The sequence below is a fragment of the Psychrobacter communis genome (genome assembly GCF_014836505.1).
Taxonomy (GTDB): Bacteria; Pseudomonadota; Gammaproteobacteria; order Pseudomonadales; family Moraxellaceae; genus Psychrobacter; species Psychrobacter faecalis.
The window spans coordinates 15,569-35,817 of the sequence record NZ_JACSQR010000028.1 but is presented as its reverse complement, the minus strand read 5'-3'; the positions used below and the strand labels follow the sequence as shown (position 1 = coordinate 35,817).

General features: G+C 43.9%; 19 protein-coding genes and 1 tRNA gene. 13 read left to right on the top strand and 7 right to left on the bottom strand.

All coding sequences use genetic code 11. The annotated features are described in order from the left end of the window. Positions 1-225 precede the first annotated feature (225 nt). Entirely contained in the window at positions 226-873 is a 648-nt protein-coding gene (gene maiA / locus H9653_RS09660; RefSeq protein WP_191692173.1) for a maleylacetoacetate isomerase, read from the bottom strand. Positions 874-957: 84 nt separating this feature from the next. Here maiA and H9653_RS09655 point away from each other — a divergent pair, with 84 nt between their 5' ends. After that, the gene (locus H9653_RS09655) at positions 958-1,827 is read left to right on the top strand and encodes an IclR family transcriptional regulator (protein ID WP_191692172.1); all 870 of its coding nucleotides are present in this window, start codon (positions 958-960) and stop codon (positions 1,825-1,827) included. A 67-nt stretch (positions 1,828-1,894) separates the two neighbouring features. Here H9653_RS09655 and H9653_RS09650 read toward each other — a convergent pair whose 3' ends face one another. From H9653_RS09650 to H9653_RS09635, 4 genes are all read right to left on the bottom strand, one after another. Then, on the bottom strand, positions 1,895-2,470 hold the full coding sequence (locus tag H9653_RS09650) for a VOC family protein (protein ID WP_191692170.1): 576 nt from the start codon (positions 2,468-2,470) through the stop codon (positions 1,895-1,897). Between the two features lie 134 nt (positions 2,471-2,604). Then, positions 2,605-3,906, bottom strand: a complete 1,302-nt coding sequence (gene fahA, locus H9653_RS09645; protein ID WP_225211704.1) for a fumarylacetoacetase — start codon at positions 3,904-3,906, stop codon at positions 2,605-2,607. 204 nt (positions 3,907-4,110) lie between these two features. Beyond that, positions 4,111-5,307: an amino acid aminotransferase gene (locus H9653_RS09640; RefSeq protein ID WP_191692168.1), complete on the bottom strand. Its 1,197-nt coding sequence runs from the start codon at positions 5,305-5,307 to the stop codon at positions 4,111-4,113. A gap of 177 nt (positions 5,308-5,484) precedes the next feature. Beyond that, positions 5,485-6,414, bottom strand: coding sequence for a LysR family transcriptional regulator (locus H9653_RS09635; RefSeq protein WP_191692166.1), 930 nt, complete (start codon positions 6,412-6,414; stop codon positions 5,485-5,487). Positions 6,415-6,568: 154 nt separating this feature from the next. Between H9653_RS09635 and hppD the strand changes: the two genes are divergently transcribed. From hppD to H9653_RS09610, 5 genes are all read left to right on the top strand, one after another. Then, positions 6,569-7,681 carry a 4-hydroxyphenylpyruvate dioxygenase gene (hppD, locus tag H9653_RS09630; RefSeq protein WP_191692164.1) on the top strand — a complete coding sequence of 371 codons (1,113 nt, stop codon included), beginning with the start codon at positions 6,569-6,571 and terminating at the stop codon, positions 7,679-7,681. 158 nt (positions 7,682-7,839) lie between these two features. Next, complete coding sequence (gene phhA, locus H9653_RS09625; RefSeq protein WP_191692162.1) at positions 7,840-8,778, top strand: phenylalanine 4-monooxygenase; 939 nt, start codon at positions 7,840-7,842, stop codon at positions 8,776-8,778. A gap of 135 nt (positions 8,779-8,913) precedes the next feature. Next, complete coding sequence (locus tag H9653_RS09620; RefSeq protein ID WP_144296436.1) at positions 8,914-9,258, top strand: 4a-hydroxytetrahydrobiopterin dehydratase; 345 nt, start codon at positions 8,914-8,916, stop codon at positions 9,256-9,258. A gap of 93 nt (positions 9,259-9,351) precedes the next feature. Continuing rightward, entirely contained in the window at positions 9,352-10,776 is a 1,425-nt protein-coding gene (gene nhaC, locus H9653_RS09615; protein WP_191692160.1) for a Na+/H+ antiporter NhaC, read from the top strand. 178 nt (positions 10,777-10,954) lie between these two features. Continuing rightward, a complete protein-coding gene (locus H9653_RS09610; protein ID WP_144296435.1) occupies positions 10,955-11,653 on the top strand; it encodes a hypothetical protein in 699 nt (232 codons plus the stop codon). Between the two features lie 147 nt (positions 11,654-11,800). Here H9653_RS09610 and H9653_RS09605 read toward each other — a convergent pair. After that, positions 11,801-11,887, bottom strand: a tRNA-Leu gene (locus H9653_RS09605). 137 nt (positions 11,888-12,024) lie between these two features. Beyond that, positions 12,025-12,798, bottom strand: coding sequence for a ferredoxin--NADP reductase (locus tag H9653_RS09600; RefSeq protein ID WP_144296434.1), 774 nt, complete (start codon positions 12,796-12,798; stop codon positions 12,025-12,027). A 445-nt stretch (positions 12,799-13,243) separates the two neighbouring features. Here H9653_RS09600 and H9653_RS09595 point away from each other — a divergent pair, with 445 nt between their 5' ends. From H9653_RS09595 to H9653_RS09565, 7 genes are all read left to right on the top strand, one after another. Beyond that, positions 13,244-14,119 carry an SAM-dependent methyltransferase gene (locus H9653_RS09595; protein ID WP_191692158.1) on the top strand — a complete coding sequence of 292 codons (876 nt, stop codon included), beginning with the start codon at positions 13,244-13,246 and terminating at the stop codon, positions 14,117-14,119. A gap of 69 nt (positions 14,120-14,188) precedes the next feature. Further along, positions 14,189-15,976, top strand: coding sequence for a GspE/PulE family protein (locus tag H9653_RS09590; protein WP_144296433.1), 1,788 nt, complete (start codon positions 14,189-14,191; stop codon positions 15,974-15,976). A 193-nt stretch (positions 15,977-16,169) separates the two neighbouring features. Then, complete coding sequence (locus tag H9653_RS09585) at positions 16,170-16,958, top strand: TatD family hydrolase (RefSeq protein ID WP_191692156.1); 789 nt, start codon at positions 16,170-16,172, stop codon at positions 16,956-16,958. Between the two features lie 231 nt (positions 16,959-17,189). Further along, the gene (locus H9653_RS09580; protein ID WP_068405549.1) at positions 17,190-17,873 is read left to right on the top strand and encodes a TetR/AcrR family transcriptional regulator; all 684 of its coding nucleotides are present in this window, start codon (positions 17,190-17,192) and stop codon (positions 17,871-17,873) included. 202 nt (positions 17,874-18,075) lie between these two features. Then, positions 18,076-18,783 (top strand): prepilin-type N-terminal cleavage/methylation domain-containing protein, encoded by a 708-nt coding sequence (locus H9653_RS09575; RefSeq protein ID WP_191692154.1) that lies wholly within the window; start codon positions 18,076-18,078, stop codon positions 18,781-18,783. Positions 18,784-18,786: 3 nt separating this feature from the next. Beyond that, positions 18,787-19,266: a type II secretion system minor pseudopilin GspI gene (gene gspI, locus H9653_RS09570; protein ID WP_191692151.1), complete on the top strand. Its 480-nt coding sequence runs from the start codon at positions 18,787-18,789 to the stop codon at positions 19,264-19,266. After that, complete coding sequence (locus H9653_RS09565; protein WP_191692149.1) at positions 19,263-20,210, top strand: prepilin-type N-terminal cleavage/methylation domain-containing protein; 948 nt, start codon at positions 19,263-19,265, stop codon at positions 20,208-20,210. Before gspI ends, H9653_RS09565 begins: the two co-directional genes overlap by 4 nt. Positions 20,211-20,249: the final 39 nt, after the last annotated feature.

Here is a 20,249-nt window from a genome sequence, read left to right as displayed (position 1 = left end):
AATGAAGCAGAAAGAAAACGTCAAACCTATCTAATAGTCAATATTGGCTAGGTTTGAGTAAGATTTTTGGAACGGCATGTCATGGCTATGTGCGGTACCTATTAAGATAGTGGCGGTCACGCAAAAAGAGATGAAGATTTGAGCAGCGAAATAAATAGAAAGCTATCCCTATATAATAACCTCTAAATTAAGGGCAGTCCTTTTTTAGAGGCTGTTTCTCTAAGGCTAAGCGTTTGATGCATCAGGTTGCTGCATAGGGTCGGCGTCAGCAAAGGCTTTTAGCGTACGGCAATGGGCGTCGATTTGGACAATATTTGGATAAGGATTTAAGTCTACTTCAAAGCGCCGCGCCGAAGAAACTTGTGGGATCAAATAGCAATCTGCAGAGGTCGGGCTGTCGCCGTAGCAAAATTTCCCGCGAGTTTTGTCAGCGACCAAGCGTTTTTCTAACGCAGCAAAACCCTCACTTATCCAGCGATTACACCATTTTATGACCTCAGCCTCATCTACCGACAGCTCATTGCGTAAATATTGTAAAACACGGCGGTTATTAAGCGGATGAATATCACAACCAATCATTGCGCTTAACGCCCGTACTTGCATGCGCCCCGCAGCGTCTTTAGGCAATAATGGATTTTTAGGATAAACCTCTTCCAACCACTCTAAAATAGCCGGACTTTGAAATAACAGCAAATCATCGGCTTGTAAAACAGGCACCAACCCTTGAGGATTAAGTGCTAAAAATTCGCTTTTTAATTGTTCATCTTGTGCCAAATTAACCGCAATATAGTCATAATCTAAGCCTTTTAGGTTCATCGCGATACGCGTACGGTAAGACGTACTGCTGCGAAAATAGCCATAAAGTGTCATCATTATTTATTCCTTTTATTATGTTGTCTTGTTGGTTATATAAATGGGTATAATTATTGATAAAGTAAATAATTAATTGAGCAAAACATGCCCGTATCTGAAAACCTGACAGACAATCCTACTAGCAATAAAAACCAAGGTGGCGTGCAGTCACTTGAAATTGGATTGTCAGTATTAGACGTTCTAATCAATCACAACGAACCTATGATGCTAAAAGACATCGCTCAAGCTGTACAGATGCATCCGGCAAAGTGTCATCGCTACTTGGTCAGTCTTATTCGTAAAAATTATGCACGTAAGCTCAGTGATGGGCGTTATGGGCTTGGCGCTCGAGGAAATTCGCTTGGGCATGCGGACTTTAATCAACACAACCTATTAGAGCGCCTGACGCATGTGGCAACAGAGATTAAAGACACGGTAAACTGCGCGGTACAGATTGCCAAATGGTTTAGCGAAGGTCCGATTATTATTCAATCGGTTGAGCCCGACAGCCCGATTAGTATCATTACTCGTATTGGCTCGCGTATGCCATTGACGACATCAGCGACAGGGCAGCTGTTTGCCAGTTATCAGCCAGAAACGATTATTAAGCCATTGGTTATCGCTGAATGGCAGACAAATGATAAAGACACTATCGTAGAGCAATGGCAGAATTTTAACCAGTTGCGCGCCAACATTCGTACCCAAGGCTATGCCACAGTTACCGGCGATATGTTAATGGGGATTAATGCCATTACCATTCCAGTGCTTGTGCCGCAACTAGAAATCAACACCTCGACCACTAATCAGCCGCTTAGCAATAATCAACTATCTGCTAATGACAAACTATCTACTGATGATATGCCATTAGAATATGCCATTACCATCATTGGTACCACCGAGCAGTTACCAATGAGTGAGCAACATAACGTGGTTGAGCAAATACTAGTCATTGCAAGACGCTATCAAATAGCCTAGTCAAAACTTGCTATTTAACTTAACTACTGAATAAAGTAAGTTTTAACTATTGCATAAATTGACGCTGTTACTCACCAACGGGCGCCACGTCTCTTGCTTCAGCGAGTTCTTCTGCATGTAAAAACTGCGTATGAACGGGCGCACGTTTGGTGCGCGACCATTCATCTAGCATCTCATGTTTTATCTCTTCTGTAACCATCGAGACTTTTTCTTCTGAGGTACTATCATCGTAGGTAAGTTCCATACGATGGCCATTAGGATCAAAGAAATAGATAGAATGAAAAATACCGTGATTGGTCACGCCGACTACGTCGATGCCATTTTCTTCTAAATGCTTTTTTGCAGCGATTAAGGCATCCCGGTCTTTTACCTTCATGGCTAAGTGTTGCACCCAGTTTGGTGTATTGGGGTCAAAGCCCATTTCAGGCTGATTGGGTACTTCAAAAAACGCCAAGACATTGCCATTACCGGCATCTAAAAATACATGCATATAAGGGTCAAAGGCTTTGGTCGAGGGGACATGGTCCTCAGCGAATGCTAAGATAAAATCCATATTGAGATATTTTTTATACCATTCAACGGTTTCTTTAGCATCCTTGCAGCGATAGGCCACGTGATGGATTTTTTCAATTTTAAAACTCATATCAAACTCCTTTTGATAAAGCGTCCAACTTAATTGGCTGCCAGCACTTCGCTAAACTAAGTGGTGATAATTGTCTAACAGCCTAAGTAATTTTTTTACGCTTGTCTGATTTGTAATTACTTTATGAAATAGGCCTATTTGTCAAAATCAAAGCTAAGCGCAGGCAGTACTTTGCCGCGTACTTCACCGAAGCCAACACGAATGCCGTCTTTTTCGCTATAGCCTTTCATAATCACAGTATCGCCATCTTCGATAAAGCTGCGCGTTTCGCCGCCTTTTAAAGTGACGGGTTTGGTGGCATTCCAAGCAATCTCTAACATTGAGCCATAAGAGTCTGGCGTCGGTCCCGAAATCGTCCCTGAGCCCATCATGTCGCCGACTTCTACTTTACAACCAGTGATGGTGTGGTGGGTGAGCTGCTGCGCCATTGACCAATACATATATTTAAAGTTGGTCTCACAAACTACCGTTGCTTCATCGCTATTCTCAGGCAACAGCTCGACTGATAAATTGATATCAAAGCTATTGTTACTGTCTTTTTCATTGAGATAAGCCAGTGGTTTTGGTTCTTGCGTTGGGCATGCAGTCTTAAAAGGTGCTAACGCATCCATGGTCACAATCCAAGGAGATACCTCAGAGGCAAAGGTCTTGGCATTAAAGGGGCCTAAAGGTACGTATTCCCATTTTTGAATGTCGCGGGCTGACCAATCGTTGAGTAACACCATGCCAAAAATATGATCATTAGCCTCATCTACCGCAATCGGTTGACCGATATCATTGCCACGACCGACGACAAAGGCGGTTTCAAGCTCAAAGTCCAGGCGTTTACAAGGCGAGAAAATAGGACGATCATCAGGATTGGGCTTTAGCTGGCCCGATGGGCGTATCACATCTGTACCACTAACGATGACGGTACTGGCGCGGCCGTTGTAACCGACTGGCATTTCAGTCCAGTTAGCTAGTAGAGCGTTTTTTGGGTCACGGAACATGGTACCGACATTGGTGGCGTGCTCTTTAGATGAGTAAAAATCGGTAAAACCTGGTACGTGAACAGGCAGATGCATGGTGACGTCTGCTTGCTTAAACAGCGCTTTTGCCTGCAAGTCTTTGTTGTCGCGCAGTGTGTCAATATCAGCAGACAATAAGGTTTGAATGGTGCTGCGCGCCTTGGTCCAATTATCGCGACCAGAATCAATAAAGGCGTTTAGGGTTGGCTGATCAAAATAGGGGCCGCCAGTCAAACTTAATAATCCTTCTGCTTCGAGTACCGACAAATCTAAAACGTGCTTGCCAATAGCAACACCTGCGCGACGATTGTTATTACCAGTAGCGTCTTTAGCATCACTAAAAATACCATAAGGCAGGTTATGAATAGAGAAGTCAGAATCAGCGGCAATATCGATAAATGAGGTGAGGTTTTTGTCAATCGTTGACATGGGGGTGCTCCTTGCTAAAGCATGTATTGAATTACGTTATAATTAACTAATTACGTATAATGTAATTTATAGCCAAATAGATTGCAAGGTTTTTTGTGCAGTGTTTTTTATACATTTTTTTAGAAAGTGGCAGAGATAAAAAAAAGGCTGAGTCATGACTCAACCTTTTTAATCACATAGTTTTTCTAAAATTACGCTAGAGAGTTAGTCTTTTAAAACATCAACCATGGCATTGGCAACATAATCGATATTACTGCTGTTTAAGCCCGCCACACACATACGTGAGTTTGAAACCATGTAGATACCATATTTGCTTTGGAGTTTTTCAACTTGTTCAGGCGTCAGACCGGTAAAGCTAAACATGCCGTTTTGCTCAGTTAAATAATCGAAGTCACGGCCGGGGACTTTTTCTTCTAAGACCGATTTGAGCTTTAAGCGCATGGCTTTGATACGGTCACGCATGGCATAAACTTCGCCAACCCATTGCTCATGTAGCGCTTCGTCGTTCATGACGATATCGACCACGCGGCCGCCATGTGATGGTGGGCTTGAGTAGATGCGACGCACGGTTGCATTTAGCTGACCAAAGACGCGCTCCGCTTCATCAGTGCTTGGGCACACGACCGACAGACCGCCGACACGCTCACCGTATAGCGATAAGTTTTTAGAGAATGAGTTACTGACAAATACGGGTAGACCCATCTCGACTGCTTTACGAATCGCGTAAGCGTCGCTGTCCATGTCTTTACCAAAGCCTTGGTAGGCGATGTCCATAAATGGAATCAATTCACGCTCTTTAATAACAGTTAGCGCGGTATCCCACTGTTCACGAGTCAAATCCATACCGGTTGGGTTATGGCAGCAAGGGTGCAGCAAGACAACATCGTTTTTATTCAAAGTTTCAAAAAATGCAATCATTTCATCAAACTTAACACTGCTGGTTGCTTTGTCGTAGTACGGATATTTACCGACCTCGACGTCAGAGCCTTCAAAGATAGCAATGTGATTGCCCCACGTTGGGTCGCTGACGTAGCATTTGGATTGTGGGAACCATTCATGGATAAACTCTGCGCCGACTTTTAATGCGCCAGAACCACCGATAGTGGCGATGGTTGCTACCAAACCGTCTTGTAAGATTTGCGCGTTTTTACCAAACAGCAATTCCTGGCAACCTTTACGGTGTCCTGGTAATCCTGCCATTGGCAAGTACGGACGAGGAGAGATAGGGTCAGCAATGCGCTGCTCAGCCGTTTTGACACACTCAAGGACAGGCAATTTGCCATCCTCATCATAATAAACGCCCACACCCAAATTTACTTTATCTGGATTGGTGTCAGCGGCAAATTTGTCCATCAATCCTAAAATCGGGTCACCGGCATAATAATCGATACGTTCAAACATTTTATTTCCTTACAAGGGAGATGAGTTAAGGCGTTAAAAAGCATAAACCAGTTTGGCGATTAACTCAATGTTAGATTCAGCGATACTGATTAATTAACGCATTTTTTTGTTTATTAGCAATTTTTTGGACAGATTTCAGCCTTTGCTAAATTGAAATAATAAGTGCTCTGATTGCCCTTAAACACGCTGCAAATCGTCAAAGTGGCTGGCAAAGTAAGTTTGCAAAAATTGCTTAAAAGCAATGCTGGCGGGCGATAAAGCGCGTGATGAGCGTTGATAAATAAAGAATCGGCGCATTTTAACCGGCTGTGCCAACGGGCGCATCTGCAAACTATTGGCGCTTACCCAATCTATCACCTCTGGCATATAAGGCAAGCACAAGGTAATGCCAAAACCTTGGCGGGTCATCTCAAGGGCGGTCGACATAAAGTTGACTTTATAGCGCGCCTGCTGAATATGGCTGGCGATTTCCTCATCAAGCTCAGCGGTGACTTGCTCAATAAATGGCCCTTGTAAAGTAATAAGAGGCGTATCTACCAAATCCTGCCAAATGACTTCTGTTTTTTGCGCCAGCGCATGGTTATCTGGCATTACCACACAAAACGGCAGCTGATATAATAAATCGGCGCTGATGTCATCGTCAGGCTCCGTAAAGCCACGCTCAGTACCGACGCCCAAATCTACCTCGATGTTTTGAATATGTTCTAAAACATTTTCTGCTGAGCAATCAAGTAAAGACACGCTGATGTCTGGATATGCTTTAGCAAATTGAGCAATAACGGCTGGCATTGAAGAGGCAGCAAATTGCGACACCGCAAGTCTGACTTGTCCTTGCGCCAAACTTGTCAAGCTACTGGCTTCATTTTCAAATAGCTGCATCTCATTTAAAATACGTCGCGCTTGCGGTAATAAATGATGACCAACGACGGATAATGACAGCTGGCGGGTGGTGCGGTCAAATAGCACGATACCAAGGCTGGATTCTAATTCTTTAATCAAACCACTGACGGCAGATTGGGTCAAATGTATCTGCTCGCTGGCGCGGGTAAAACTGCCATTGTCGGCGACGCTGATAAAAGCGCTCAATTGGCGAATACTGATATTCATAAGCAAACCTGATAAATAAATCAAAAAAAACGATTAGTCTTATAAATCAAGCTAATCTAATATAAATCACTCGTCAATAGGAATGATTGATGAAACTTATTTTTTGCTAATTTTTAGTGATGTATACCACCAATTGAAATTAAGGATGATGACAATGTCAGAGTTAAAGGCAGATTTATTTGATAACCCAATGGGCTTGCAAGGATTTGATTTCGTTGAGTTTGTCTCACCTGAGCCTGAGCTTGTCGAAACGCTATTTCGCAACCTTGGCTTTACTCATATTGCCAATCACCGCTCAAAAGATGTGGCCTTGTTTCGCCAAGGCGATATTAACCTTATTTTAAACCGTGAGCCAAAAAGCCATGGCAGCTATTTCTTAGGTGAGCATGGTGCGGGCGCTTGTAGCATGGGCTTTCGAGTAAAAAATGCGCAGCAAGCGTATGAGCTTGCTATCGAAAACGGTGCTGAACCAGTAGATGTGCCTACAGGGGTGATGGAGCTGCGCCTACCAGCGATTAAAGGTATCGGCGGCTCGCTTATTTATCTCATTGACCGCTTTAGCGATGGCAATTCTATCTATGATATCGATTTTGAATACCTACCGAGCGTCGACAAGCATCCAAAAGGCTTTGGCTTCAAGGTTATCGATCATTTAACTCATAATGTCTACCGTGGTCGCATGGCATATTGGGCCGACTTCTACGAGCGTATCTTTAACTTCCGCGAAATCCGTTATTTTGATATCACCGGTGAGTACACCGGTCTGACCAGTAAAGCGATGACCGCGCCTGATGGCAAAATCCGTATTCCATTAAACGAAGAATCAAAGCAGGGTGGTGGGCAAATTGAAGAGTACTTGATGCAATTTAATGGCGAAGGTATCCAGCATATCGCGCTATTGAGTGATGACTTATTATCTAGCATCGACAAATTAAGAGACATGGGTATCCCGCTGATGACAGCGCCAAATGAAACCTATTACCAAATGCTGGATGAGCGCTTACCAAACCACGGCGAGAATGTCGCTGAACTACAAATGCGCGGCATCTTGTTAGACGGTACCACAGAAGGCGGTACGCCACGCTTGTTGCTACAGATTTTCTCTGAAACTATCCTTGGTAGCCCCGTATTTTTCGAATTTATCCAGCGTAAAGGCGATTATGAAGAAGGCTTTGGTGAAGGTAACTTTAAAGCCTTGTTTGAATCAATCGAGCGTGACCAAGTCCGACGCGGCGCGATTGGTCAGCCAGAAACTGAAACGCCATAGTTTTAGCTTAATCGTTTATAAGTATAATAAATGGGCAGGGCAAAAGGAATTTGTCTTGTCCTTAATCAGCAAAGTACTGCTTGCGATGGTAAACCCAGAATACCTGAGAATTACTGACGACAAGCGCATGTGCTAACGCTAATAAAAGGAACACAGGCATGGAACGCCTACAAGCTAACAATACTATTCAAAAATTCCTCAGTGCCAAGAGTGTGTCTTCTAATGCTCTCGGCGCTGATGATGCTAGCCATAGCGATTCAACCGCTGAGAAGCAACCTTACCTCTCGCATCAGCCAGACAGTCAGGGTCATATCCACTATAGTGACGATGAAAATGCCATGTGGCAGGCGCTGCTTACACGTCAAGCTAAGCAAATACCCAATCGAGCTTGCTCAGCCTATCTAGAAGGCTTAGAAAAGCTAAATCTGCCATCGACGCATATCCCGCAATTAAATGACATTGACCAAATCCTGCAAGCCACCACCGGCTGGCAAACCGCTGCCGTTCCTGCGCTTATCAGCTTTGGTAAGTTTTTTAAACTTTTAGCAAATAAACGCTTTCCCGTAGCGACCTTTATCCGCCGCTTTGAAGACATGGATTATATCGAAGAGCCAGATGTCTTTCATGAAATCGTTGGCCATTGTCCGCTGCTGACCCATACTGCTTTTGCCGCTTTTAATGAGACCTATGGCAAGCTGGGTCTTGATGCCAGTAAAGAAGAAAGGTGGTTTTTGGCACGGCTTTATTGGTTTACCATCGAGTTTGGCTTGGTAGGTAGTCACCCTGACAATCGCCGTATCTATGGCGGCGGTATCTTGAGCTCCCCTTCTGAAACGATTTATACGCTTAATGGTAGCGATACATTGCAACAATCCAACCATCAGCAGCAACCTCAAAATCAGCCAGAACACCGCGCATTTGATTTGCTTGATGTTCTGCGTACGCCTTATCGCATTGACCATATTCAGCCGATTTATTATGTCATTGATGATTTAGATGCGCTGTTCGATATCGTCGATAGCGACATCATGGGCAAGGTCAAACAAGCAATGGCACTTGGCTTGTTTGAACCAACTTATGCACCAAAAAACTCTTAATACATTAAAAAATTTAGCATCGTTAAAATAACGATGGGGTAAAAGTGCTGCTGTAAAAACAGTATTAACACGGACGTAACTGTATTAAACATAACGGTATTAAAAAAATAATAGTTAACTTAAAAGGATATTATCATGACGACATTATCACAAGCCAGCTGTGAAGCCTGCCGTATCGGTGCTCCAACCGTCGACGACACAGAAGCACGCGAGCTATTACAACAAATTCCTGATTGGTCGCTCATCGAAGTCGACGGCATTAAGCAATTACAGCGTCAGTATAAATTCAAAAATTTTGTCACAGCGATGGCATTTGCCAATGAGCTTGCCGACATTGCGGAAGCAGAAGGGCATCATCCAGGTATTTTGGTAGAGTGGGGCAAGGTCACCGTCACTTGGTGGTCACATAGCATTAAAGGTCTGCATCACAATGATTTTATCATGGCAGCCAAGACCGATAGCCTACTGGGTAAGTCATGAGACTGGCAATAATCTTTGCAACTCATTAAACTTGTCCCACCCAAAACCAACCCTAACGCCAGAGTATATATGATGGCCCCATAAGGATGTGTTATGCCTCCACAAGTACTTACCGAGCTATCTCCCAAGGTAGCTTTTATTATTGCCAGCGTTGTCATCGCGATTATGGGTGTGACCATGATCGGCTTTGGCTGGGTACCGCATCTGTCATTGATGCTTGCAATCGTTGTTTTATTAGGCCTTGGTATGTATAAAGGTCTAAGCTTTGAGAAGATGCAGGGGCAGATGTCATCGGGTGTTGTCAGTGGTATTGGTGCTATTTATTTACTATTTTTTATTGGTTTGCTGGTCGCCGCGCTGATGATGTCAGGTGCTATTCCTACCATTATGTATTATGGTTTTGATCTCATCTCACCGCAGTATTATTATATTTCGGCTTTTGTTTTGACCTCAATTATTGGTGTCGCTCTAGGCAGTAGTTTGACCACAGCCGCGACACTTGGTGTGGCCTTTATTGGTATGAGTAATGCCTTTGATGCCAACGTTGCTATTGCTGCTGGTGCTGTGGTTTCAGGTGCTTTTTTTGCCGATAAAATGTCGCCGTTGTCAGATACTTGTACGCTTGCCTCTTCTGTCGTCGGCATTGATTTGTTCGAGCATATTCGCAATATGATGTATACCACGGTACCGGCGTGGCTCATTACAGCTGGGCTATTTTGGTATTTCTCTGGCCAGACGGGTACGGGTGATTTAGGTCAAGTGACCTTACTGCAATCACAATTGGTCGATAGCGGCTTAGTCCATGGTTATGCCGTATTACCATTTGTCGTGCTAGTGGTATTAGCACTATGCCGAGTCAATGCCATTTATACCATCATTTGTACAATCGCGACCGCTTTAGTGCTTACTTATCTGCACAGCACGCCAAGTATTGGGCAGCTCGGCGGTTATCTATTTGCTGGTTATACGCCCGCCGAAAATTTAGAGCTGGGTGAAGTGGCGGGTATGATCTCACGTGGCGGTATGCAAAGTATGTTCTTTACTCAGACTATCGTGATATTGGCGTTAAGTTTGGGCGGTTTATTACGTGCTTTGGGTATCTTACCAGCGTTATTGTTAGGTATTCGTAATATGCTGACAAGCTCAGGACGTGCTATCTTTGCCGCCGCAATGGCGGCTTTAAGCATCAACGTGCTGATCGGTGAGCAATATTTGAGTATCTTATTATCAGGAACTGCGTTTCGTCCGACCTTTGAGCGTTTGAATTTACACCCCAAAAACCTATCGCGTACCATCGAAGACGCGGGCACGGTTATCAATCCATTAGTACCGTGGAGCGTGTGCGGGGTATTTATCAGCCAAGCGTTAGGTGTTCCGGTACTTGAATATTTGCCTTATGCCTTTTTCTGTTATTTATCGCTGCTGCTTACGATACTGTTTGGCTTCACAGGTATCACCATCAGTTGTAAAGATGGCTCTAGCATTCATAAGCAACCAAAAGTACAAATGGCAAATTAGCGAACATTCATTTTTAAAATAAACTGAGATAGTATTGGTTGCATAAAAACCACTCTAAGTAACTTAGAGTGGTTTTTATGGTTAATTTGAACGCCTAAACCATATATCTAAAAGTGGCTGAATAAGAGATAATAGAGAACATAGATTTTCGCTTACCTCAATAAAAAGGCAGTCCTGCATGACCCATAATAATCCATATAACCTGATACCCTTGCAACCTACGGGCAGAAATGAGACCAATACCGCCAATACCTATTCACCTGAAGATATGATTGCCATTTACGAGCAGCAGTTTCTGACCGAAGTGCCAGAAGACAAGCTCACAGAGTTCTTACCTTTTTTAAAAGCGTTTTATGATATCGACGACCATACCTTAGATGTCAGTGCGGTGATTTTTGATGCGATTGCGGACGCTTGTATTATTTATAATCACAAAGTCAAAGTTGGGCGTTACGAAATATTAGAAGGCTTGGTAAAAGAAGAGATTGCAGAAGATATAAGTGATGCAGAAGGCGCTGAAGAGAAACAAGTACAAGCCTATACCCTAGAGTGTAAGCGTACTTTTTTTATCAATGAGGTGGAAATACCTTATCATTTTAATTTGTTTATCCATGGCGATAATTATTCTACCTTGACGAGAAGAGAGAGCGTGTTAGAAAAAATGTATTGGTTTGTCAGTGATAGCTTTGATGAGCAGTTATTGGATAATCCTGAAGATACTGAGAGCTTGGCGTCTATTAATAAGCAACTGGCAAGTTTGGGTATTCGAGAAATGGATCTGACTACTATTCATCAGCTAGTCGATTATTTAGAAGGTAACATCATAGATGATGACATGGCAGATGCGGTCAATAAGCTGCTAGATGAAGCCGAGTAGCATTGAATACACTATTCACTGTTATTCACTGTTAAAAAAGACCACGCTAAGCCAATTTAGCGTGGTCTTTTTTTGATAGGACAGCCAATTTTAAACAGCAAGCAATAAAAAACCCTCGTAATCGATAGATTGCGAGGGTTTCGTATATGGTACCAGTGGTCGGACTCGAACCGACACGCTTTTAAAGGCAACGGATTTTGAATCCGTCATGTCTACCAATTCCATCACACTGGCATGTTAGGAGATAAAGTCTTTACTGCTAGACTATATCGAATTGGGCTACAAGGTTAACTCTGTATAGGCTGCGTATTATAGCAGGCTATTTTTAGCCGTCAAGAATTATTTATTATATTTAAGATAAAAATTCATTTTTAACCAACGAAGGCACGTTCAACGGCATAATCCGCTTGTACGCCCATACGTGGAGAGACGGTGAGACCGAAGTCGTCTAAAATTGTAGAGATATCCGCATTAAATGGCATACTACCGCAGATAAGTACGCGGTCATCGTCTTTATTCATTGGCGGTAGACCGATATCTTCAAAGAATTTACCTGATTTCATCAGATCAGTGATACGGCCGGTATTTCTAAACTCTTCGCGCGTGACGGTCGGGTAGTAGATAAACTTCTCACGGAACTCTTCACCAAAGATTTCATCGTTTGGCAGCTCTTCTTCGAACATTTCGCGATAAGCCAAATCCTTGACCTGACGTACGCCGTGTACCAAAATGATTTTGTCAAAACGCTCATAGACTTCAGGGTCGCGTGATAACGCTAAAAATGGCGCAAGTCCTGTACCGGTTGAGAGCATATATAAGTGCTTACCCGGCAACAAATCATCTAGTACCAAAGTACCCGTTGGTTTTTTACTGACCAGTAACTCATCGCCCACTTTGATATGCTGCAAGCGCGAGGTTAGCGGACCGTCTTGAACTTTAATAGAGAAAAATTCCAAATGCTCTTCGTAGTTGGGGCTGGCAATCGAGTAAGCGCGCAATAGCGGTCTACCATCGACAACGATACCAATCATCGCAAACTCGCCATTACGGAAGCGTAAGCCATCGTCGCGCGTGGTTTTGATGCTAAATAGAGAGTCATTCCAGTGATGAACCTCAGTGACCGTTTCGGTGCGGAGTTTTGACATAAAGCCCTCGTTAGTAAGTGGTAATGTGTATTCGCCCATTAAAAATGGTGGTAAGCAAAAATTTTTAAGGTAATAAAAAGTGTGAATAAGATTAAGCGCTTATCAATTATCAGTTCAGGCTAATTAAGCAAATGACATGCTAAGCAAATGACACGGATAAAAAACCGTTATTTTAACATTATTATCAGGTTTTATAAGGCGTCAGATTATAGCAAACAACGGCGCTGCCGGTAAAAGTAAACTTTGCTGCTTGTACTTTTAGACGTGTGCGTTATGAATGCAAGCCATTCTCAATAAATTTCTCGCTCATCATAACAAACTTTAAAATAAAAATCCGCCTAGCTGCCTGTCTGTACCATGATAAAATGGAATATCGTTAGCGAGTAATTTTCTATCATTGCCGCATGCCATGTATTATCAGCTATTTACTTTTGGAACTTGATTTATGACTTGTCAGACTTCCGCCGCTATTAACTATCATATATCGCCCATTATCGGTTACCACCGTGCGCCGCTGTCACAAAAGTTTGGCGCACCGAGGCAGCCAAATTTGGTGGCTATGACTAGTGTGATTGAAATGCTCGCGCCGTATGACACGCCAGCGGCATTTGTCGGACTGGAGGATTTTAGTCATATTTGGATCAGTTGGCAGTTTCATCATAACTATTTATATAAAGACAAGTTAGATAAAGACAAGCATTCACTCAATAATAAGCAGCAAGACAAAAATGATAGTAATTTTCGCCCGCAAGTGCGCCCACCGCGTTTGGGTGGCAATCAAAAAATAGGCGTATTTGCCAGTCGCAGTATGTATCGACCATCCGCGCTTGGACTGTCTGTGGTAAAGCTTGAGCGCATTGAGATGGTAGAAGGTCGAGTGTTACTTATTATCAACGGTGCTGATATGATAGATGGGACGCCCATCATCGATATCAAGCCTTATGTGGCTTATAGTGATGCCTTGCCTGAAGCAAAAAGCGGTTTTGCGCCTTCGGCGCCGCATTTGTTGGACGTGACGATTACCGAATCGGCTTATGAGCAATTTGGACAAATTATCGCCAATCAAAGTGCAGATAATGCAGCGGAAGAAAATGCGCAAAATAAGCAATCATCCGTTAAAGCAGTCATTGATAAAATCCAAAAGCAGTTATTAAGGTCTGATTTTGTTACTATCAAAGCCTTGATATCCCAAGACCCGCGCCCTGCTTATCGACGTACAGAGACAGAGTCGTCATTTGTTATGCGCTATAAATCGGTTGATGTCAGTTTTAAATTGCTAGAAACAGGTGAATTGCAGATAATGAATATTGTCACAGTATAATTAAAGTAAAAATCGCCGCTGCCAAATGCCTTAAACCTCATAAGAATAAACCTTTAAAAGAAGACAACCATGCCTGTTCAAAAATATTCGATAGTGATTGATTTGCGTTGGTGCCTAGATGAATTATTGGCAGATAGGGTGATTGATCAGCGCGGTTATAATCTTGTCATTACCAGTCGCCGTAACAAGGCGCAGCATCCGCTGATTACGATTAGCGAGTTTGGGCTGCCAAATGGTCACGCGCTTAATAATAATTCTGAGAATAAATTGACGCTAGCATGGCTTAATCAATGGTTGGCTGCCAAAGCAGATATGCCGCTGGTGCGTATTGATCCGTTAAAGGTCGATGTACCAGCAGTGACGCAGCTGATGTCGTTTGAGTATGCGCGTTCGCAGCATATTTTACCGATTGAAGTGACGCTTGATGAAGTGGTTATTGGTACTGACCAGCCATTTTATACCGATTGGCATGGCAATATCGAAAAGCTCATTAAATCAAAAAGCTATCGTACGGTCTTTATCAATCCTGAACAAATCAATCGCTATCGGCAAGAGTTTTATCAAGTCACGCAAGCGATTGCGGGCGCGAACTCCCTACATAAGCGTGCGGCAGCGGACGTCACCAACGTTGAAGCGTTGTTACAGCTCGGCGATAACACCAATCCCGATGCCAATGATCAACATATCGTCAAAGTGGTCGATTGGCTATTGCAATATGCCTTTGAGCAGCGCGCAAGCGACATTCATCTAGAGCCGCGCCGTGAGACTGGAAAAGTGCGCTTTCGTATCGATGGGGTGCTGCATAGTGTCTATGAGATGCCGCTTGCCATCATAGTGGCAGTCACTGCACGTATTAAAATTTTGGGACGGCTCAATGTGGCAGAAAAGCGTAAGCCGCAAGATGGACGCCTAAAAACCCGTACGCCCAAAGGCTTAGAAACTGAGCTGCGTCTGTCTACCATGCCGACTGCCTTTGGTGAAAAGCTTGTCATGCGGGTATTTGACCCAGAAGTACTGGTGCGCTCGTTTGCCCAACTTGGCCTGTCGGGTAAGCAGCTTGAAACGTGGCACGAGCTGACCGCGCATCCAAATGGGATTATCTTGGTGACGGGTCCGACGGGTTCTGGTAAAACCACCACCTTATATAGTACGCTCAAGCAGCTCGCCACCGAGCAGGTCAATGTCTGTACCATTGAAGATCCGATTGAAATGATTGAGCCGGCCTTTAATCAAATGCAGGTCAATCCAGGGGTTGATTTGCATTTCGCTGACGGTATTCGTTCTTTGATGCGTCAAGACCCAGACATTATTATGGTCGGTGAGATTCGCGATGCCGAAACCGCCAATATGGCCGTGCAAGCGTCTTTGACGGGGCATTTAGTGCTATCAACGTTGCATACCAATGACGCACCAAGCTCTATTACCCGTCTGCATGATTTGGGTATTCAGCCGTTCTTAACCTCAGCAACGATATTGGGCGTCATGGCACAGCGATTATTACGGACGTTATGCCCGCATTGTAAGCAAGCGCTTGATGTGACGCCAGATAGTGAGATAGCCATTCAATGGCAAGAGCTGGTGCAGCCTTGGCGCGCGCCTGTACCAACACAAGTTTATAAGGCGCAGGGCTGTGAGCACTGTCGCCATACGGGTTATCAAGGCCGCGTTGGTCTGTACGAGATTATGCCGTTATCCAATGAGCTAAAAAAACTGGTCGCCGCCGATGCTAATTTGGATACGTTGAAGCAGCAAGCGTACCGCGAAGGTGTGCAGCCGCTACGTTTATCGGGAGCAAAGCGTATTAGCGAAGGGTTAACAACCATAGAAGAGGTGATGCGTGTGGTGCCGCTGCATTAAAGGATGTCTCTAAAATACACCTCATTCAAAAAAACTATTCTTTAAAAAAATGCTCTGATAAAAAGCCTTTGTATAGACGTTTGTTAAACACGACTTGAAAAGCCAGCTTATCAGAGCAATTAATACTATTACTATTACCAAATCCATATTTTAAGATAATTTTATTTATTGATTCTTATTAACGAGATTGTTTATGTTTACAGATACGCATTGCCATCTAAACCGTTTGGATTTAACCAAGTATGATGGTCAATTGTCCGGCGCGATTGCGGCGATGAAAGAGGCGAATGTCACCCGTGCGATGGCCATTATGTGTGATTTCGCTGAATATGATGAGATTGCCAATATTGTCAGCACTTATAATGACGAAACGCTAAATCTTGGAATGAGCGTCGGTATTCATCCCTGTGAAGATATCGGCGTATTGCAGTCAGCGACAGTTGAGCGCTTGATAGAAACGGCTGATGCTGAGCACGTGTGGGCGATAGGGGAGACGGGGTTGGACTATTACTGGTCGACGGAAAATAAAAAAGAGCAACAAGCTAGCCTTGCGCGTCATATCTATGCCAGCCAACAGCTAAAGAAACCGCTTGTCGTGCATATGCGTGACGCCAAAGAAGATACGCTTGATATCCTAAAAGCAGAAGGCGCTGAACACGGTATTATCCATTGCTTTACTGAAGACTGGGAAACCGCAAAACGAGCGCTAGATTTAGGGTTTTATATTTCCTTCTCAGGTATCGTCAGTTTTAAAAGTGCGCAAATGATTCAAGATGCCGCAAAAAATATGCCCAAAGACAGAATACTTATCGAAACCGATAGCCCGTATTTAGCACCCGTGCCTAAACGTGGCAGGCCCAATGAGCCGGCATACGTGCCATACGTGGCAAGCTATCTTGCCCAATTGTATGGCTGTAGTGGCGAGGAAGTCGGCGCGCTGACTGCAAAAAACTTTGAAAATTTACTGGCACAGTATCACTAAAATGGTTATGCTATGACCAATCAGTCATTTATAGGCTTGTCTTGTAGTTCTGTGTTGAATGTGTTTTTGATGCTTAACTTAACCCTATGATTATCAATGACTATTTAGCAAACATAAGCATATTGCCTTTGATGGTATTGGCGTAGCCGTTATAAAATTTATAAGCGTGCTCCAGTACACTGACAAAAGGGACGGTGGTATGCATGATATTGTCAGTTTTTAGGAGAAATTATGAGTCGTCAGCATCAGTTCAAGGCCCGAGAAGAAAATATCTTAGCGATGGCGGAGCAATTGCTACTTGAGTCAGGCGATGGTGATATCACTTTGGACAGTTTGGCAGACCAGCTTGATTTGGCTAAAGGCACCTTATATAAGCATTTCTCTAGTAAAGATGAGCTCTACCTGCGTATTATTATCCGTTACGAAGAGCAGCTGTTTGAGATTAACCGTATTGATGACTGTCCGTCGGCAGGCGTCGCGCGGATGATTTTTCAGCAGCTATTTAATCCGCAAAAAGCCATGCTCCTTAACCAAATCGAAGAGCGTTTGGCAGCATCAGTGACGGGTCTGAATCGCCTGTTCGGTGAGCTTTACGATATTCGTCGTCAGCGCATGAAGCGTTTGATTGATATTATCAGTGCGTATCTTCAAGAGCAGCATAGTAGTCTAAGTACGCGTGATTATTTGTCCTCGATTTGGGCGATGGGTCAGGGCGGCGCAGGATTATTAAACTCAAGTTTTTATCAGCGCTACTTAGGTCGCCGTGATACCTTGCGTTATGCTTTTGTGCAGCAAATGCTTGAGTTGCCAAGCCATTATCCAGCTGCCGATGATGAAGTCATGGATGAAGATATGCAAGAATTGGTAGAGCAAATCGATACTGAATCAGAAGAGCACCGTAATACCAATTACTAGCTTTTTATTCTATTTTAAACACAGTCAGCTATTATTTTATAACGGTCCGTGTTGCTATCTTCTGTATGGCAACACGTTAAATTATCTTTTAACACGTGTACGAAGTCATAGTTTTTGTAACTCGTCATGTCTTTCGTCGTTTGTATACCATTCAATATAGCGTTATTTTTAATAAGGTGACGCCATTCTAGATGACTTCTGTATGTCAAAACCGACTTCCTCGATATCTTCAATAACAGCCTTTCACGCACGCAGCCATATCGGGCAAGCGGGCTTTACCCTTGTTGAAATAGTAGTGGTGGTCGTTATTCTATCCATATTTGCTGGGATGATGAGCTTATCGGTCGGTAGTAGTGAGTCACGCAAAAACCGTGCTTTTTATGAGCATTTAACGGATTCATTGAGCTATGTACGGCTTTTATCGGCTGAGCGTATGGCGCCCATGGGTTTGAGGTTACAAGCCGATAAACAAGGTCAAATGACGCCGGTCATTGTCACGCTATCAAATCCGTATATTACTTATCAAGCTCAAGATTCTACGTCTTCTAGAGGCGATAGTACGCCTAAGAACGCCATGGAGCTGTCAGCAGATTTGACGAGTATGTCAGGTGCTGCTTCAGATAAAGTGCCCACACCAAGCTGGGAGATTGAGCCAGAAGTTAGTCTGCCTGAATTGCCTGCTGGCATGAGTTTAAGCGTGCAAAGCCTAGATGCAGGGAAGCAAACAACCGCAGGCCAAACACAAGCGCTGCAGCCATGGTTTACCGACCAAAACGTACCGCAAGTACTATGGTTTGGCACAGGTCAGGCCACGCCAGTAACGATTGAGGTGCGCCATAATTCGCGTTTGGTGGGTGAGGTGATTACGATTATGCCCGATGGCAGTATGTCGATAGGGCAAGGGCGCTAACTTATGATAGATAGTGATAAAGCCAAATCGACCTACACAAACCCTAAGCCCGCTCTATCAAAGCATGAGCGCGGATTTACCCTGATTGAGGTCATGGTTGCCTTAGCGATTTTGGCCGTCGTTGCCGTTGCCGCGAGCCGTGCGAGTAGTGCGTATTTAAGCTCAGTTGATGTTTTACGTACTCGCACGCTAGCGCAGTTTGTCGCACAAAACGCGGCAGCGGACTTGCATATTCAAGATACGTGGCTGACGGCCAACAAAACACAAACCATCAATGCCCAAGGTCGTGATTGGCAAGTGACAATGACTGCCACCGATGCCATCACACCTGCATTAAAGCAAGTAAATATCGCTGTTGCGCCCATTATAGACGGACAAACACGCAGCGCAGTGACGGATATCAACGTGATGTTAAGTAATGCTGAGCAAGAGGTTGGTAGTTTGGATTTGAGCCAACTAGACCCTAATGGAGGCAATCCATGAAATCAAATCATGGGTTTACTCTGCTTGAGCTGATGGTGGCGATGGCGATATTTGCCATGTTAGCGGTGGCTGGCTGGCAAGTGTTTGATGGCGTTAACCGTGCGCGCGAACGGGCGCAGTTTCATGCGGATTATTTAGCAGTTCTGCAATATGCCTATTTGCAATTACAGCAAGATATGAACCAAATGATTCCCTATCAGGCAGTGGATACGCAGGGTGCTAATTCTTTAACTAATAACGCCTCAACCAATAACGCTACAACCAATAATGGCGCAAATAATAATGGGAGTAATAATAATGGGAGTAATAATAACGCCAGCAATAGCAATCAAGAAAACGCACCAGCGCCCGAACCTTTTATGACTCTAGACGGCGCACGTATCAGCTTTGTGCGTTTTGCGGACCCCGACCCACGTTATCAGAGCAGCGCGAGTCTGCAGCATATCGAATACATTTTTGCCGATGAGGGCTTAATTCGTCGTCAATATACCAGTCTTGGCAGTGACAGCATCAGCTTAGATAGTGTATTGCTTAAAGGCGTCACGGCTGGGCGCTGGCAAGCTTATTTACCTGAATTAAGCACCAAATTTCCCAATAAAGACAATCGTAATAACATCAGCAATAACGCACCATCAGGGCAGACGGCGAATTCAGCCAATAAAACGTCTGAGACTATACTGTTACCAAAAGGGATTGCGCTTAACTTTACGTATCAAGATATGCCGATCACTTGGCAATGGGCACTGACGCCGCAGCCAATACCAAATGTCAGTACAAATAACAGTCATAAAAATACGCCTAACAATTCTAATGGCGATAGCAATAGTAATAACAACAATAACGGCAACAGTAATGGTGGCACCAATAACGATAGCGAAGCCAATGGCAATGCAGCCAATAATAGCTCAGGGAACGCTACTGAAAATACCCCTTTTGGTCAATGATAGAGGCTATTTATGCCAAACAAGCCACAAATAAGGCCA

Excerpts from the sequence above, each read along its gene's own strand:
- H9653_RS09575 (WP_191692154.1), top strand. The coding sequence starts at position 18,076 with ATGTCAAAACCGACTTCCTCGATATCTTCAATAACAGCCTTTCACGCA.
- H9653_RS09585 (WP_191692156.1), top strand. The coding sequence starts at position 16,170 with ATGTTTACAGATACGCATTGCCATCTAAACCGTTTGGATTTAACCAAG.
- H9653_RS09620 (WP_144296436.1), top strand. The coding sequence starts at position 8,914 with ATGACGACATTATCACAAGCCAGCTGTGAAGCCTGCCGTATCGGTGCT.
- H9653_RS09640 (WP_191692168.1), bottom strand. The coding sequence starts at position 5,307 with ATGTTTGAACGTATCGATTATTATGCCGGTGACCCGATTTTAGGATTG.
- H9653_RS09655 (WP_191692172.1), top strand. The coding sequence starts at position 958 with ATGCCCGTATCTGAAAACCTGACAGACAATCCTACTAGCAATAAAAAC.
- H9653_RS09580 (WP_068405549.1), top strand. The coding sequence starts at position 17,190 with ATGAGTCGTCAGCATCAGTTCAAGGCCCGAGAAGAAAATATCTTAGCG.
- hppD (WP_191692164.1), top strand. The coding sequence starts at position 6,569 with ATGTCAGAGTTAAAGGCAGATTTATTTGATAACCCAATGGGCTTGCAA.
- H9653_RS09595 (WP_191692158.1), top strand. The coding sequence starts at position 13,244 with ATGACTTGTCAGACTTCCGCCGCTATTAACTATCATATATCGCCCATT.
- nhaC (WP_191692160.1), top strand. The coding sequence starts at position 9,352 with ATGCCTCCACAAGTACTTACCGAGCTATCTCCCAAGGTAGCTTTTATT.
- H9653_RS09590 (WP_144296433.1), top strand. The coding sequence starts at position 14,189 with ATGCCTGTTCAAAAATATTCGATAGTGATTGATTTGCGTTGGTGCCTA.
- H9653_RS09565 (WP_191692149.1), top strand. The coding sequence starts at position 19,263 with ATGAAATCAAATCATGGGTTTACTCTGCTTGAGCTGATGGTGGCGATG.
- maiA (WP_191692173.1), bottom strand. The coding sequence starts at position 873 with ATGATGACACTTTATGGCTATTTTCGCAGCAGTACGTCTTACCGTACG.
- H9653_RS09600 (WP_144296434.1), bottom strand. The coding sequence starts at position 12,798 with ATGTCAAAACTCCGCACCGAAACGGTCACTGAGGTTCATCACTGGAAT.
- phhA (WP_191692162.1), top strand. The coding sequence starts at position 7,840 with ATGGAACGCCTACAAGCTAACAATACTATTCAAAAATTCCTCAGTGCC.
- H9653_RS09610 (WP_144296435.1), top strand. The coding sequence starts at position 10,955 with ATGACCCATAATAATCCATATAACCTGATACCCTTGCAACCTACGGGC.
- gspI (WP_191692151.1), top strand. The coding sequence starts at position 18,787 with ATGATAGATAGTGATAAAGCCAAATCGACCTACACAAACCCTAAGCCC.
- H9653_RS09635 (WP_191692166.1), bottom strand. The coding sequence starts at position 6,414 with ATGAATATCAGTATTCGCCAATTGAGCGCTTTTATCAGCGTCGCCGAC.
- fahA (WP_225211704.1), bottom strand. The coding sequence starts at position 3,906 with ATGTCAACGATTGACAAAAACCTCACCTCATTTATCGATATTGCCGCT.
- H9653_RS09650 (WP_191692170.1), bottom strand. The coding sequence starts at position 2,470 with ATGAGTTTTAAAATTGAAAAAATCCATCACGTGGCCTATCGCTGCAAG.